This window comes from Verminephrobacter eiseniae EF01-2 (assembly GCF_000015565.1).
GTDB lineage: Bacteria > Pseudomonadota > Gammaproteobacteria > Burkholderiales > Burkholderiaceae_C > Acidovorax > Acidovorax eiseniae.
This window is the reverse complement of the sequence record NC_008786.1, coordinates 1,718,028-1,731,635: the sequence shown is the minus strand read 5'-3', so window position 1 is coordinate 1,731,635 and position 13,608 is coordinate 1,718,028. Positions and strand designations below refer to the sequence as shown.

General features: G+C 69.6%; 12 protein-coding genes. All 12 read left to right on the top strand.

What is annotated here, in order from left to right:
• Window positions 1-23: 23 nt before the first annotated feature.
• The gene (locus VEIS_RS07520) at window positions 24-1,070 is read left to right on the top strand and encodes an L-threonylcarbamoyladenylate synthase (RefSeq protein WP_011809310.1); all 1,047 of its coding nucleotides are present in this window, start codon (window positions 24-26) and stop codon (window positions 1,068-1,070) included.
• 387 nt (window positions 1,071-1,457) lie between these two features.
• Complete coding sequence (locus VEIS_RS07515; RefSeq protein ID WP_011809309.1) at window positions 1,458-2,252, top strand: SDR family oxidoreductase; 795 nt, start codon at window positions 1,458-1,460, stop codon at window positions 2,250-2,252.
• A gap of 312 nt (window positions 2,253-2,564) precedes the next feature.
• Window positions 2,565-3,299 (top strand): FadR/GntR family transcriptional regulator, encoded by a 735-nt coding sequence (locus VEIS_RS07510; protein WP_011809308.1) that lies wholly within the window; start codon window positions 2,565-2,567, stop codon window positions 3,297-3,299.
• 51 nt (window positions 3,300-3,350) lie between these two features.
• The gene (locus VEIS_RS07505; RefSeq protein WP_011809307.1) at window positions 3,351-4,346 is read left to right on the top strand and encodes a sialic acid TRAP transporter substrate-binding protein SiaP; all 996 of its coding nucleotides are present in this window, start codon (window positions 3,351-3,353) and stop codon (window positions 4,344-4,346) included.
• Between the two features lie 40 nt (window positions 4,347-4,386).
• A complete protein-coding gene (locus VEIS_RS07500) occupies window positions 4,387-5,385 on the top strand; it encodes a sialic acid TRAP transporter substrate-binding protein SiaP (RefSeq protein ID WP_011809306.1) in 999 nt (332 codons plus the stop codon).
• Between the two features lie 43 nt (window positions 5,386-5,428).
• Window positions 5,429-5,989 (top strand): TRAP transporter small permease, encoded by a 561-nt coding sequence (locus tag VEIS_RS07495; RefSeq protein ID WP_011809305.1) that lies wholly within the window; start codon window positions 5,429-5,431, stop codon window positions 5,987-5,989.
• A gap of 26 nt (window positions 5,990-6,015) precedes the next feature.
• Window positions 6,016-7,416: a TRAP transporter large permease gene (locus VEIS_RS07490; protein ID WP_011809304.1), complete on the top strand. Its 1,401-nt coding sequence runs from the start codon at window positions 6,016-6,018 to the stop codon at window positions 7,414-7,416.
• 17 nt (window positions 7,417-7,433) lie between these two features.
• A complete protein-coding gene (locus VEIS_RS07485; protein WP_041950635.1) occupies window positions 7,434-8,960 on the top strand; it encodes a UxaA family hydrolase in 1,527 nt (508 codons plus the stop codon).
• Between the two features lie 43 nt (window positions 8,961-9,003).
• Complete coding sequence (locus tag VEIS_RS07480; RefSeq protein ID WP_011809302.1) at window positions 9,004-10,026, top strand: ABC transporter substrate-binding protein; 1,023 nt, start codon at window positions 9,004-9,006, stop codon at window positions 10,024-10,026.
• A 4-nt stretch (window positions 10,027-10,030) separates the two neighbouring features.
• Entirely contained in the window at window positions 10,031-11,587 is a 1,557-nt protein-coding gene (locus VEIS_RS07475) for an ATP-binding cassette domain-containing protein (RefSeq protein ID WP_011809301.1), read from the top strand.
• Window positions 11,584-12,600: an ABC transporter permease gene (locus VEIS_RS07470; RefSeq protein WP_011809300.1), complete on the top strand. Its 1,017-nt coding sequence runs from the start codon at window positions 11,584-11,586 to the stop codon at window positions 12,598-12,600. The genes VEIS_RS07475 and VEIS_RS07470 overlap by 4 nt, the downstream gene beginning before the upstream one ends.
• A complete protein-coding gene (locus tag VEIS_RS07465; RefSeq protein WP_011809299.1) occupies window positions 12,597-13,595 on the top strand; it encodes an ABC transporter permease in 999 nt (332 codons plus the stop codon). Before VEIS_RS07470 ends, VEIS_RS07465 begins: the two co-directional genes overlap by 4 nt.
• The last annotated feature ends 13 nt before the right edge of the window (window positions 13,596-13,608 follow it).

Here is a 13,608-nt window from a genome sequence, read left to right as displayed (position 1 = left end):
ATGATCCTCGACGCTGACCGAGCATGATCCTCGACGGTCACGACCCCCGCGCCATCGCCGCAGCCGCGCGCGCCCTGCGCAGCGGCGCGCTGCTGGGCCTGCCCACCGAGACCGTGTACGGCCTGGCGGCTGACGCCGGCAACGATGCCGCAGTGGCGCAAATCTTTGCCGCCAAGGGCCGGCCCCGCGACCACCCGCTGATCGTGCATGTGGCCAGCGCCGAAGGCATTGCCCACTTCGCGCGCGCGCTGCCGGCCTTTGCCCAGGCCCTGGCCGATGCGTTCTGGCCCGGGCCGCTGACGCTGATCCTGCCGCGCCGGCCAGGCGTGGCCAGCGCAGCCGCCGGCGGCCAGGACAGCGTGGGCCTGCGCTGCCCGGCGCACCCCGTCGCGCAGGCGCTGCTGCGGGCCTGCGCGGCGCCGCCGCCCGAGGGCGGCACGGACCAGGGCCATGACCAGGGCGGCCCGCCCATCCGGGGCCTGGCCGCGCCCAGCGCGAACCGCTTTGGCCGGGTCAGCACGACCACCGCGCAGCATGTGCAGGACGAATTGGGCGCCGCGCTGCTGGTGCTCGATGGCGGGCCCTGCGCGCTGGGCATCGAATCGACCATCGTCGACTGCACGCGCGGCCTGCCGGTGCTGCTGCGGCCCGGCTCGATCACGCGCGCGCAGATCGCGGCCGCCTGCGGCATCGCGCCGCTGTCGCGCGCCGAGTTGCCGGCCCTCGATCCCCGCGCCCCGGGCACGCTGGCGGCCCACTATGCCCCCAGGGCCAAGGTTCGCCTGATGGACGCCCGGGCCTTGCAGACCAGCCTGGACCTGTGGGCCGCCTCCGCCCCCGCCGCCACCGCCCCGATGGCCGTCTACGCCCGGTCTGCGCTGCGCATGCCCGCGCCCGGACCCATCCTGCGGCGCATGCCCGATGACGCCAGCGCCACCGCGCAACAACTGTTTGCCGTGCTGCGCAGCCTGGACGACGCAGGCGTGCCACTGATCTGGATCGAAACCCCGCCCGCGACCCCCGATTGGGAAGGCGTGCGCGACCGGTTGCAGCGTGCCGCTGCCGCCTGAGCGCTCGGCAGTGCTCTGTGGACGGATGAGGTGTGCCGTTTCCTGCCAAGACTTGCATTCAATGCGCAGCAGCCATGGCGAAGATGAAAATACACCCCTTCGCGACGCCCGGGAGCGGGCGCTGGCGCCGGGTGGTCGAGGTGCGCGGCGCGCTGTTCGGGCAAACTGCCGCCGTTTGAAGGAGCATGACCCCATGACCCCATCCATATGTGTGCGATCGACTTTTTCTGGCGCGCCGCCCTTCAGCGGGCACTGGCCGCCATGGCCCGCTGAAGGAGAACCTCCGATGACCCGCTCTGCCCACCCCTGTGCCCACACCCCTGTCGCCCGCCTGTGCGCGCGCACCCCGGCGCCCGCCGGAGCAGCCCCCGGCCAGGACGGTCGATCATGAGCGCCGCCCGGCCGCCCGAAGGCGCTCATACCGCAGCCGAAGGCACCCCGGTGCGCGCTGCCGACAACGCCCAGGAAGGCGCCGTGCTCGTGACCGGCGCCAGCCGTGGCATCGGTCGCGCCGTGGCGGCGCGCCTGATGGCCGACGGCCTGCAGGTGCTCAACTACGACATCGTCCCCCCGGTCGCGCTGGGCGCGCGCGAAACTTTCGTGCCGGTGGATCTGGCCGACGAGCGCGCGCTGCGCGCCGCCCTGGCACGCACCGTGGCCGAACGGCCGGTCACGCGCCTGGTGAACAACGCCGGTGTCGTGCGCCCGGCAACCATCGATGCCGTCACCAGCGCCGACCTGCAGGCCGTGATGGCCGTCAACGTGGCTGCGGCCATCCTCTGCGTGCAGGCGCTGCTGCCGGCCATGCGCGCAGCGCGCTTTGGGCGCATCGTCAATATCTCCAGCCGCGCCGCGCTGGGCAAGGCCGAGCGCATTGCCTACGCGGCCAGCAAGGCCGCGGTGCACGGCTACACGCGCGCGCTGGCCCTGGAATTGGCCGCCGACGGCATCACCGTCAACGCCATCGGCCCCGGCCCCATTGCCACCGAACTCTTCGAGCGCGTGAACCCGCCCGGCGCGCCTGCGACGCAGCGCATTCTCGACACCATCCCGCTGCGCCGCATGGGGCATCCCGACGACATAGCGCACCAGGTCGCCTCGCTGCTCGATGCGCGCGCGGGCTTTACCACCGGCCAGGTGCTGTATGTCTGCGGTGGCATGACGGTGGGGCTTGCGCCCTGAGCGTCCGGCCAAACGGCCGCCCTGCGCCGCGCCCGGTCCGGGCGGCGGGCGCTGCGTGACCGTGGCGGCCACCGGCCCGGCGCGCCCCGGCGCCCGCCGCGCACCGATCCCGTGCGGCAAGGCGGCCAGCGCACCGGCACGGATGGCCGGGCCTGCCCAACGCCGGCACCGACGCCGGCACCGGCGGCAGGGCTGCGACGGCGGACTCGGGTTTGACCCGATGGGTGGAGCGGGCAAGGCGCCGTATCCTGAATTGGCCTTACCAATTTTCGATCGTCGTCCAACGCAGGGCCAGCCTGCGCCACCCGTCCCGTGCCACTGCAGACCGTAGAACCCCAACGCCTGTATCGCCAGATCGCCGAGCAGTTGCGCGCCCTGATCGCCCAGGGCGCATTCGACGCCGGTGCGCGGCTGCCTGCCGAGCGCGACCTGGCCCAACGACTGGGCGTGAGCCGGCCGTCGGTGCGCGAGGCGCTGATCGCGCTGGAGGTCGAGGACTGGGTGGAGGTGCGCATCGGCTCGGGCGTGTACGTGCTCGACCGCGCGCGCCGGCCCGTGGCGTCTGCCGAGGCCGTGGCGCCGTCCGGGGCCGTGGCGCCCTCGGAGTGGGGGCCGCTGGAACTGATCCGCGCGCGCCGCGTGGTCGAGGGCGAGACTGCCGCCATCGCCGCCCGCTGCGGCAAGCGCAAGGATGTGGACGCGATGTCGCGCGCCATCGCCTCGATGCACGAACAGGCCGAGCGCCGGGTTGCGCCGCTGGACGGCGACCGCGCCTTTCACCTGGCCATCGCCGGCGCCAGTGGCAATACGGTGCTGGTGGAGACGGTGCAGGGCTTTTGGGATTCGCGCCAGGGGCCGATCTTCATGCGGCTTGGCGGCTATTTCGAGACCGTGACCTCTTGGCGCGTCGCCATTGCCGAGCACGAAGCCATCCGCGACGCGATCGCCGCGCACGACGCCGGGGCCGCGCGCGACGCGATGCACGCGCACATGGACAAATCGCACCGCCGTTTCAGCGTGAACTGGCGCCGCACCAAGTCGACCTGACATGCCGACCCGGCATGCCAGCCCCTCCTCCCGACACGCATCCCCGACACCATGAGCAGCCAACGAACGGCCCTTCGGACATTCGCCGCCTGCGCGCTGGCCGCCGCCAGCCTCGGCCTGGCGGGCATCGCCGCTGCGCAGGCCAAGCTCAAGTGGGCCCATGTCTACGAGACATCGGAACCGTTTCACAAATACTCGGTGTGGGCCGGCAACGAGATCAAGAGGCGCACCAACGGGCGCTACGAGGTGCAGGTGTTCCCGGCCTCCACGCTCGGCAAGGAAGCCGACATCAACCAGGGCCTGACGCTCGGCACGGTCGACATCATCATGGCCGGCCCGAGTTTCGCGGGCCGCCTCTACCCGCCGCTGGCGGTCTCGGCCTTTCCGTTCATCTTTCGCGACGCCGAGCACCAGATCAAGTACGCCAGGAGCGATGTGTTCAAGGAACTGGCCAAGGGCTACGACGACAAGAGCGGCAACCACATCACGGCGCTGGGCTACTTCGGCACGCGCCATGTCACCTCCAGCGCCGCGCGCCCGGTGGCCCGGCCCGAGGACATGAAGGGCCTGAAGATCCGCGTGCCCGATACGCCGGCCACGCTGATTTTTCCGCGCGCGCTGGGCGCCAACCCGACGCCGATCGCTCTCGCCGAGGTCTACCTGGCGCTGCAAAACAACACGGTCGATGCGCAGGAAAGCCCGCTGCCGACGATCGATGCGAGGAAATTCTTCGAGGTGCAAAAGAACATCTCGCTCACCGGCCACATCGTCGAATCGCTCTTGACCATCTGCTCGGGCACGCTGTGGGCCAGGCTCTCGGACGAGGACAAGAAGGTCTTCGGCGCGGTGATGCAGGAAGCCGCAGACAAGGCCGGCCACGAGGTCCTCGCCGCCGAGGCGCGCCTGGTGCAGGAGTTCAGGAACAAGGGCAACAACGTGATCGCGGTCGACAAGAGGGCCTTCCGCGAGGCCGTGCTCAAGGCCACCAGGCCGACCGACCATGGCTTGCGCCAGCGGGACTACGAGCGCATCCTGGCCATCCAATGAACCACCACCTCCACCCCGCATTCACCCCGCAGACAGCACCATGAGCAACCCACGAAGCACCCTCCTCCGGACATTCGCCGCCTGCGCGCTGGCCGCCGCCAGCCTCGGCATGGCGGGCATCGCCGCTGCGCAGACCAAGCTCAAGTGGGCCCATGTCTACGAGATATCGGAACCGTTTCACAAATACTCGGTGTGGGCCGGCGACGAGATCAAAAGGCGCACCAACGGCCGCTACGAGGTGCAGGTGTTCCCGGCCTCCACGCTCGGCAAGGAAGCCGACATCAACCAGGGCCTGACGCTCGGCATGGTCGACATCATTTTGTCGGGTGCGAGCTTTGCCGGGCGCATCTACCCGCCGCTGGCGGTCTCGTACTTCCCCTTCATCTTCCGCGACGCCGAGCACCAGTTGAAGTACGCCAAGAGCGACGTTTTCAACGAGCTCGCCAAGGGCTACGACGACAAGAGCGGCAACCACATCACTGCGCTCAGCTACTACGGCGCGCGCCATGTGACATCGAGCGCGGCACGGCCGGTGCGCAAGCCCGAAGACATGAAGGGCCTGAAGATCCGCGTGCCCGACGCGCCGGCCTACCTCGCCTTCCCGAAATCGCTGGGCGCCAACCCGACGCCCATTGCCTTCGCCGAGGTGTACCTGGCCCTGCAGAACAACACGGTCGATGCGCAGGAGAACCCGCTGCCCACCATCGAAGCCAAGAAGTTCTTCGAGGTGCAAAAGAACATTTCGCTGACCGGCCACATCGTCGATTCGCTGCTCACGATCTGCTCGGGGCAGCTATGGGCCAAGCTCTCGGCGGATGAAAAGAAGATCTTCACCGAGGTGATGCAGGAGGCCGCCGAAAAGACCGGCCGGGAAATCATCGCGTCCGAGGCGCGGCTGGCGCAGGAGTTCAAGAACCGGGGCAACCATGTGATCACGGTCGACAGGGACGCCTTCCGCGCCGCCGTGCTCTTGGCCACCAAGCCGACGGACCATGGCTATCGCCAACGAGACTACGAGCGCATCCTGGCACTCAAGTAAGCCTGCAAGCCCGCAAGCCCGCCCCCGGCACCCCGACGCAGCCATGAACGAGCCTGCAAAAACCATCGACGACGAAGGCCGGTTCCACGCGCAAGACGAGGCGGTCTGTCTGTCAGGCACCATTGCCGAAGGCTGGATTGCGCTGGCCATCTTCTGGCTGCTGGGCCTGACGGTGCTCTACCAGTTCGTCACGCGCTACGTGCTCAACGACTCGGCCGCCTGGACCGAGGAGGTCGCGCGCTACATGCTCATCGCCGTGGTCTTCATCGGCGCGGCGGTGGGCGTGGCCAAGAACAACCAGATCCAGGTCGATTTCTTCTACCGCCACATGCCGCGCGCGCTGGGCCGCCTGCTCTCGATGGCGGTGGACCTGTTGCGCACCGCCTTTTTCGTCGCGGCCGTGGTCATGACGGTGCAGATGATGCTCAAGATCGGCAACCAGACGCGCATGACCATCGTCGATTTGCCGATGAACGTGGTCTACGCGCCCTGCGCGTTCGGCTTCGCCGCGATGGCCTGGCGTTCGCTGCAGGTGCTGTGCATCCACTGGCAGCGCGGCTACAGCGTGCTCACGCAACCCGAATCCACGCTGGACCAGCGCTGACACCCGGCCCCGCGACACCCAAGCCCATGCTGAAAATCATCTTCCTGTTCTTCATGGCCGGCGGCGTTCCGGTGGCCATCGCCATGGCGGGCGCCGCGCTGGTCTACATCCTGACGAGCGACAGCCAGCCGCTGCCGCCGTTCGTGGTCATCCACCGCATGGTCAGCGGCATCGACAGCTTTCCGCTGCTGGCCGTGCCGTTTTTCATCCTGACCGGCAACCTGATGAACAGCGCCGGCATCACCACGCGCATCTACAACTTCGCGCTGGCGCTGGTCGGCTGGCTCAAGGGCGGCCTCGGGCATGTGAACGTGCTCGGGTCGGTGATCATGGCGGGCATGAGCGGCACGGCCATTGCCGACGCGGCCGGCCTGGGCACCATCGAGATCAAGGCCATGAAGGAGCATGGCTATTCCACCGAGTTCGCCGTCGGCGTGACGGCGGCCTCGGCCACGCTGGGCCCGATCATCCCGCCGAGCCTGCCGTTCGTGATCTACGGGATGATGGCCAATGTGTCGGTCGGGGCGCTGTTCCTGGCGGGCCTGCTGCCCGGCGCGTTGCTGGCCATCCTGATGATGCTCACGGTGGCCTACTACGCGCACAAGAACCGCTGGGGCGCGGACGTGCAGTTCTCGCGCACGCGGCTGTTCAAGGCGCTGGCGGAGCTGCTCGTGGTGATCGGCTGGCCCCTTTTGCTGTGGCTGCTGGTGGTCAGGCTCGGCACGCCGGCGCAGTTGACGGTGTTCGCCGGGCTGGCCTGCCTTTTCGTGCTCGACAAGCTGTTCGACTTCCAGGCGCTGCTGCCCATCATGACGCCGGTGCTGCTGATCGGCGGCATGACCACCGGCTTGTTCACCCCCACCGAAGGCGCGATCGCGGCCTGCGTGTGGGCCATGATCCTGGGCTTTGCCTGGTACCGCACGCTGTCGTGGAAGATGTTCATCAGGGTCTGCCTGGACACCATAGAGACCACGAGCACGGTGCTGCTGATCGTCGCGGCGGCATCGATCTTCGGCTGGATGCTCACCGTCACCGGCGTGACGACCGACATCGCCGCCTGGGTGCTCGCCTTCACCCAGGAGCCGTGGGTGTTCCTGCTGCTGGCCAACCTGCTGATGCTCTTCGTGGGCTGCTTTCTGGAGCCGACGGCGGCCATCACCATCCTGGTGCCGATCCTGCTGCCGATCGCCAGCACGCTCGGCATCGACCCGATCCACTTCGGCCTGGTGATGGTGCTGAACCTGATGATCGGCCTGCTGCACCCGCCGATGGGCATGGTGCTGTTCGTGCTGGCGCGGATCTCGGGCCTGAGCCTGGAGCGCACGACGATGGCCATCCTGCCCTGGCTGATACCGCTGCTGCTGAGCCTGGGCGTGATCACCTACATACCCAAGATCGTGCTCTGGATTCCGAAGATGTTTTATTGACCATGAATCGACCCATGATGACTACCTGCATCCGCCTGCATCCCGCCGACGACGTCGTCATCGCGCGCGCCCAACTCCTCGGCGGCAGCCGCGTCGAGCAGGTGAGCGTGCGCGGCCTGATCCCGCCGGGCCACAAGATCGCGATGCGCGCCATCGCGCAGGGCGAGCCGGTGCGCCGCTACAACCAGATCATCGGTTTCGCAAGCCGCCCCATTGCGGCCGGCGAGCATGTGCACACCCACAACCTGGACATGGGCCCGGACAAGGGCCGGTTCGAGCGCGACTACGCCTTCGGCGCCGATGTCAAGCCCGCGCCCGCCAGGCGCCAGGCCAGTTTCATGGGCATACGGCGCGCCGACGGCCGCGTGGCCACGCGCAACTACCTTGCCGTGCTGACCAGCGTGAACTGCTCGGCCACCGTCGCGCGCGCCATTGCCGATCATTTCTCGCGCCACACCAACCCGCAAGCGCTGGCGGCGTTTGCCAACGTCGACGGCGTGATCGCGCTGACCCACGGCAGCGGCTGCGGCATGGACCAGCAGGGCCTGGGCATGCAGCTTCTCACGCGCACGCTCACCGGCTACGCCAGGCACCCGAACTGCGCCGGCGTGCTGCTCGTCGGGCTGGGCTGCGAGGCCAACCAGATCAGCCGCTGGCTGGCCACGGGCCAGTTGGTCGAAGGCGAGAACCTGCGCAGCTTCAACATCCAGGAGCAGGGCGGCACGCGCCGGGCGATAGACCAGGGCGTGGCGCTGATCGAGGCGATGCTGCCGCGCGCCAACGCCGTCCAGCGCGAGCCTTGCAGCGCGGCGCACATCACGATCGGGCTGCAATGCGGCGGCTCCGACGGCTACTCGGGCATCAGCGCCAACCCGGCGCTGGGCGCGGCGGTGGACCTGCTGGTGGCGCATGGCGGCAGCGCCATCCTCAGCGAGACGCCCGAGGTGTACGGCGCCGAGCACCTGCTCACGCGCCGCGCCGTCAAGCCCGAAGTGGGCCGGAAACTGGTCGAGCGCATCAAATGGTGGGAGCACTACACGGCCATCCACCAAGGCGAGATGAACAACAACCCCTCGCCGGGCAACAAGGCGGGCGGCCTGACCACGATCCTGGAAAAGTCGCTCGGCGCGGTCGCCAAGGGCGGCACCAGCAACCTGGAGGCGGTGTACGAATACGCCGAGCCGGTCACGCAGCACGGCCTGGTCTACATGGACACACCGGGCTACGACCCGGTCAGCGCCACCGGCCAGGTGGCCGGCGGGGCCAACCTGATCTGCTTTACCACGGGGCGCGGCTCGGCCTACGGCTGCGCGCCCTCGCCCTCGCTCAAGCTCGCCACCAACTCGGCGCTGTGGCAGCGGCAGCAGGAGGACATGGACATCAACTGCGGCGAGATCATCGACGGCCAGACCACGATAGCGGCCATGGGTCAGCGCATCTTCGAGCAGGTGCTGGCCACGGCCTCGGGCGCGCAGACCAAGAGCGAGCAGCATGGCTATGGCCAAAACGAGTTCGTCCCCTGGCAGGTCGGCGCCGTGATGTAGCCCGCCGCCAGCCTGTTCAACCACCCCCAGGAGAAGCAGCACCATGAAGCAGCACCGACTCTCGATCGCGGCACTGGCCGCCACACTCGCGCTGGGCGCCGTGCCCCTTGGCGCTGGCGCTGCCGACACCAAGGCGCGCAAGATCGCGCTGTCGAACAACTTCGCCGGCAACTCATGGCGCCAGGCCATGCTCAAGAGCTGGGACAAGGTGGGCAAGAATGCCGTCGCCCAGGGGCTGCTGGCGCAGGCCCCGAGCTTTACCACCTCGGAGAACCAGGCGACCGAGCAGGCCGCGCAAATCCAGAACCTGATCCTGCAAGGGTTCGACGCCATCGTGATCAACGCGGCCTCGCCGACGGCGCTCAACGGCGCGGTCAAACAAGCCTGCGACGCGGGCATCGTGGTGGTGTCGTTCGACGGCATCGTCAACGAGCCTTGCGCCTGGCGCATCGCGGTCGACTTCAAGCAGTTGGGCCAGATGCAGATCGACTACTTCGCCAGCCGCGGGCTCAAAGGCAACCTGCTGGAGGTGCGCGGCATCGCCGGCGTGTTCGTCGACGACGAGATCCACCAGGGCGTCACGGCGGCCGTGGCCAAGCGGCCCGAATACCGGATCGTCGGCTCGGTGCACGGCAACTGGACACAGACCGTGGCGCAAAAGGAGGTGTCGGCCATCCTCTCGACGCTGCCGCAGGTGGCGGCCGTGGCCACGCAGGGCGGCGACGGCTACGGCGTCGCGCAAGCCTTCAAGGCGGCAGGCCGCGCGATGCCGGTGATCTTCATGGGCAACCGGCACGACGAGTTGGCCTGGTGGAAAGAGCAGCGCGACGCCCACCAGTACCAGACCATGTCGGCCAGCATTGCGCCGGGCGCATCGACCTTCGCGTTCTGGGTGGCGCAGCAGATCCTGGCGGGCGCCAAGGTGCCCAAGGAAATGAAGCTGCCGATCAGCGTGGTGACGCAAGAGCAACTCGACGAGGCGCTCAAAAAGACCGAGCCGGGCAGCGTCGTGAACGTCGAATACACGCAGCAGCAAGTGATCGACTTCATCGCCAAAACCAGGTGAAGCGATGCCCATCCCGGCGCAAGATCACGCGGGCCAGCGGCTGGTCGAGGTCTGCGGCGCGGCGCGCTCGTTCGGGGCCGTGCAGGCGTTGCGCGGCGTCGACCTGCAACTGGCGCGCGGCGAGTGCGTGGGTCTGGTCGGGCACAACGGCGCGGGCAAGTCGACACTGGTCAGCCTGCTGAGCGGCGCGCTCGCACCGGACCGCGGCGAACTGCGCTTTGCCGGACGCGGCGCAGACGCGCCCGCATGGAGCGCGGGCGAGGCCCGGCGCTGGGGGCTGCGCTGCGTGTTCCAGGAACTATCGCTGTGCAGCAACCTCACGCTGGCGGAGAACATGCGCATCGCGCAGCCGCAAGCGGCCCCGTGGGCGTGGCGCCAGCGGGCCGGCGCGCAGTTGATGGCCACGCTCGATCGCATCTTTGCCGGCCATGGCCTGCGGCCCGGCGACATGGTGGGCGAGTTGCCGATCGGCCAGCGGCAGATGGTCGAGGTGGCGCGCGCGTTCACGCCGGGGGCGCAGCCGCTGGCGTTGATGATCCTCGACGAGCCGACCTCATCGCTCGACAGCCAGGCCGCCGCGCAATTGCTGGCCTACATCCGCAGTTTCGTGGCCGAGGGCAAGAGTTGCCTGCTGATCACACACAAGCTGCGCGAGCTCTTCGCGGTGACGGACCGGTTGCTCGTGCTGCGCGACGGGCAGTTGGTGCAGACCACGGCCACCGGCGCAACCGACCACGAACGGCTCATCGCCGCGATGGGGCAGGCCGCAGCCGCACCGGCCGCAGGGCCGGACCGTGGCGTGCGCGCCAGACCACGGCGTGCGCGCCCCACCGGGCAGGGCCAGGCCGTGGTGCAGGTGCCGGCCGGCCCGCAAAGCGGCAACGCGCTGCATGCGATGCGCGGCGAGGTGATCGGCCTGGCGGGGCTGGCCGGGCATGGGCAGACGGCGCTGCTGCTGGCGCTGCTGCAAGCCGCGCAGCGCACAGGCCGAGGCCGGAGTCGGGACCGGGATGGGGGCCGGCACGCGCTGCATGTCGAAGGCGACACCGCCTTCGTGGCCGGCGACCGGCAGACCGACGGCGTCTTCGCCCTCTGGTCGATCGCCCGCAACATGACGGTGGGCTGGCACGCGCGCCGCCCGCTGATCGACCGCCGGCGCGAGCAGCAGCAGGCGCAGCAGTGGCGCCAGCGCCTCGGCCTGGTCACGCCCGGCATCGACCTGCCCATGGTTTCGCTCTCGGGCGGCAACCAGCAAAAGGTGCTGTTCGCGCGGGCGCTGGGCTCGGCGGCGTCGGTGATCCTGATGGACGACCCGATGCGCGGCGTCGACCTGGGCACCAAGCGCGACATGTACGCGCTGATCCGCGCCGAAGCCCGCAGCGGCCGCACCTTCGTCTGGTACACGACCGAGTTCGACGAGTTGCAGCACTGCGACCGCGTCTACGTGTTCAGCAACGCGCGCGTGGCCGGCGAACTGGCCGGCGACGACATCAGCGAGGAGCGCGTGCTGGCGCTGTCCTTCGATTCTTGCGCCGCGCCATGCGCGGACCGCGACGCATGAAACCGCTGCCAGCCCCGCCGGCCTGGTTTGGCCGCTGGCGCCTTCCCGGCGCAGGGGTGGCGGCGAAGCCGATTCGGGCGCGGGCGCTGCAAGCGATGCAGGCCGGCGCCGTTCTGCCTGCCGTGGCGCTGGCATTGCTGCTGGCGGCGGTGTTCGTGCAGCAGCCCCGGGCGCTGTCCTACTTCGGCATCAACCTGCTGCTGAACCTTGCGATTCCGGTGATGTTCGCGACGCTCGCGCAGCTGATGTTCCTGGCGGTGAGCGACCTGGACCTGTCGATCGGCCCCTTCGTCTCGCTGGTGGCCTGCATCGGCGCCACATTGCTGCCGCAGCAGCCGGCGCTGGGGCTGCTGGCGCTGGCCATGGCGGTGGGCGTGTATGCGCTCGCGGGCGCGCTGATCGAGGCCCGGCAGTTGCCGTCCATCGTGGTCACGCTGGGGCTGTCGTTCGTCTGGCTCGGCAGCGCGGTGCTGCTGCTGCCCACGCCGGGCGGCAGCGCCCCCGAATGGCTGCGTGCCGCGATGCTCTGGCGCACGCCGTGGCTGCCGATGCCGATCTGGATGGCGCTGGCCGCAGCGCTCGCGGGCCACCTGCTGATCACGCGCAGCGCCTTCGGCACCTTGGTGCGCGGGCTGGGCGGCAACCCCGGCGCCATCGCGCGCGCGGGCTGGCGCCTGGTGCGCATGCGTGCCGGCGTGTATGCGATTGCCGGCCTGTTCGGCGTCTGCGCCGGGTTGACGCTGGTCGGCCAGGCCACCTCGGCCGACGCCAACATCGCTGCGCGCTACACGCTGGTGTCGATTGCTGCGGCGATCCTCGGCGGCGCGCAATTGACGGGCGGCAAGGTGGCGCCGGTGGGGGCGGTCATCGGCGCGCTGACGGTGACGCTGGCGGCCTCGTTCCTGACCTTCCTGAACGTCGCGCCGGACTGGCAGTTGGGCATGCAGGGCCTGATCCTGGTGGCGGTGCTCGCGCTGCGCGCAGTCATCGATCTGGCGGGGGGCCGGCGATGAGCGCCACCGGCCGCGAGCCTCTGGCCGCGCCGGCCGCGCCGGCTGCGCCGGCCCGGTGGCGCAGCCCACTGCGCACCCGCCCCTGGCTCGGTTCGGTCGTCGCCGCCGTGCTGGCCTGGGCCGCGACGGTGTACAGCGGCGGCGGCCAGGGCGCGGGCGAGCTGCTCACCGCAGCGCTCGCGTTCTCGGCCTTCACGGTGCTGGTGTCGCTCGGGCAGATGCTGGTGATCAGCGTCGGGCCGGGCAATGCCGACCTGTCGATCCCGTCGACCATCGCCCTTTCGGGCGTGGCCGCGATGAGCGTGATGGACGGCCGCGACGCGATGCTGGTGCCAGGGCTGCTGGCCGCGATGGCGGTGGGCGTGGCCGTGGGCCTGTTCAACTTCGGGCTGATCCGGCTGCTGCGCATTGCGCCGATCATCGCCACGCTCGCGGCCTCGCTGATCGTGATGTCGGTGGCCATCAACCTGGGGCGCGGCCTGAAGGTCAAACCGCCGGCCCTGTTCTCGGACCTGATGGCGCAGCGCGTGCTCGGCATTCCGCTGGTGGCCCTGCTGGCGCTGGCCGTCACGCTGGCTGTGGCGCTGATGCTCGAACACACGCTGCTCGGGCGCTCCATCGCGGCGCTCGGCCAGAACCGCCGGGCCGCGCAGCTTGCGGGCCTGCGGGTCGAGCGCACGCGCCTGTGGGCCTATCTGATCTGCGCGGGCCTGGCCGGCCTGACGGGTGCGCTGATCGCCGGCTTTTCCGGCGGCAACTCGCTCGACCAGGGGCAGGAGTACCTGCTGCTGAGCATTGCCGTGGTCGTGATCGGCGGCACGGCGGTGGCCGGCGGCCGGCCCTGTGTGCCCGGCATTTGGGGGGCGGCCATGTTCATGTTCCTGCTGGTGGCGCTGCTCAACGCCGTCGGCGCCGGGCCGGGCTTGCGCATGCTGCTGACCGGCAGCATCATCATTGCCGTCATCGCGCTGGCCAGCACGCGCCCCGGGCGTTGACGCCCATCACCCA

Excerpts from the sequence above, each read along its gene's own strand:
- VEIS_RS07520 (WP_011809310.1), top strand. The coding sequence starts at position 24 with ATGATCCTCGACGGTCACGACCCCCGCGCCATCGCCGCAGCCGCGCGC.
- VEIS_RS07515 (WP_011809309.1), top strand. The coding sequence starts at position 1,458 with ATGAGCGCCGCCCGGCCGCCCGAAGGCGCTCATACCGCAGCCGAAGGC.
- VEIS_RS07505 (WP_011809307.1), top strand. The coding sequence starts at position 3,351 with ATGAGCAGCCAACGAACGGCCCTTCGGACATTCGCCGCCTGCGCGCTG.
- VEIS_RS07500 (WP_011809306.1), top strand. The coding sequence starts at position 4,387 with ATGAGCAACCCACGAAGCACCCTCCTCCGGACATTCGCCGCCTGCGCG.
- VEIS_RS07495 (WP_011809305.1), top strand. The coding sequence starts at position 5,429 with ATGAACGAGCCTGCAAAAACCATCGACGACGAAGGCCGGTTCCACGCG.
- VEIS_RS07490 (WP_011809304.1), top strand. The coding sequence starts at position 6,016 with ATGCTGAAAATCATCTTCCTGTTCTTCATGGCCGGCGGCGTTCCGGTG.
- VEIS_RS07485 (WP_041950635.1), top strand. The coding sequence starts at position 7,434 with ATGACTACCTGCATCCGCCTGCATCCCGCCGACGACGTCGTCATCGCG.
- VEIS_RS07480 (WP_011809302.1), top strand. The coding sequence starts at position 9,004 with ATGAAGCAGCACCGACTCTCGATCGCGGCACTGGCCGCCACACTCGCG.
- VEIS_RS07475 (WP_011809301.1), top strand. The coding sequence starts at position 10,031 with ATGCCCATCCCGGCGCAAGATCACGCGGGCCAGCGGCTGGTCGAGGTC.
- VEIS_RS07470 (WP_011809300.1), top strand. The coding sequence starts at position 11,584 with ATGAAACCGCTGCCAGCCCCGCCGGCCTGGTTTGGCCGCTGGCGCCTT.
- VEIS_RS07465 (WP_011809299.1), top strand. The coding sequence starts at position 12,597 with ATGAGCGCCACCGGCCGCGAGCCTCTGGCCGCGCCGGCCGCGCCGGCT.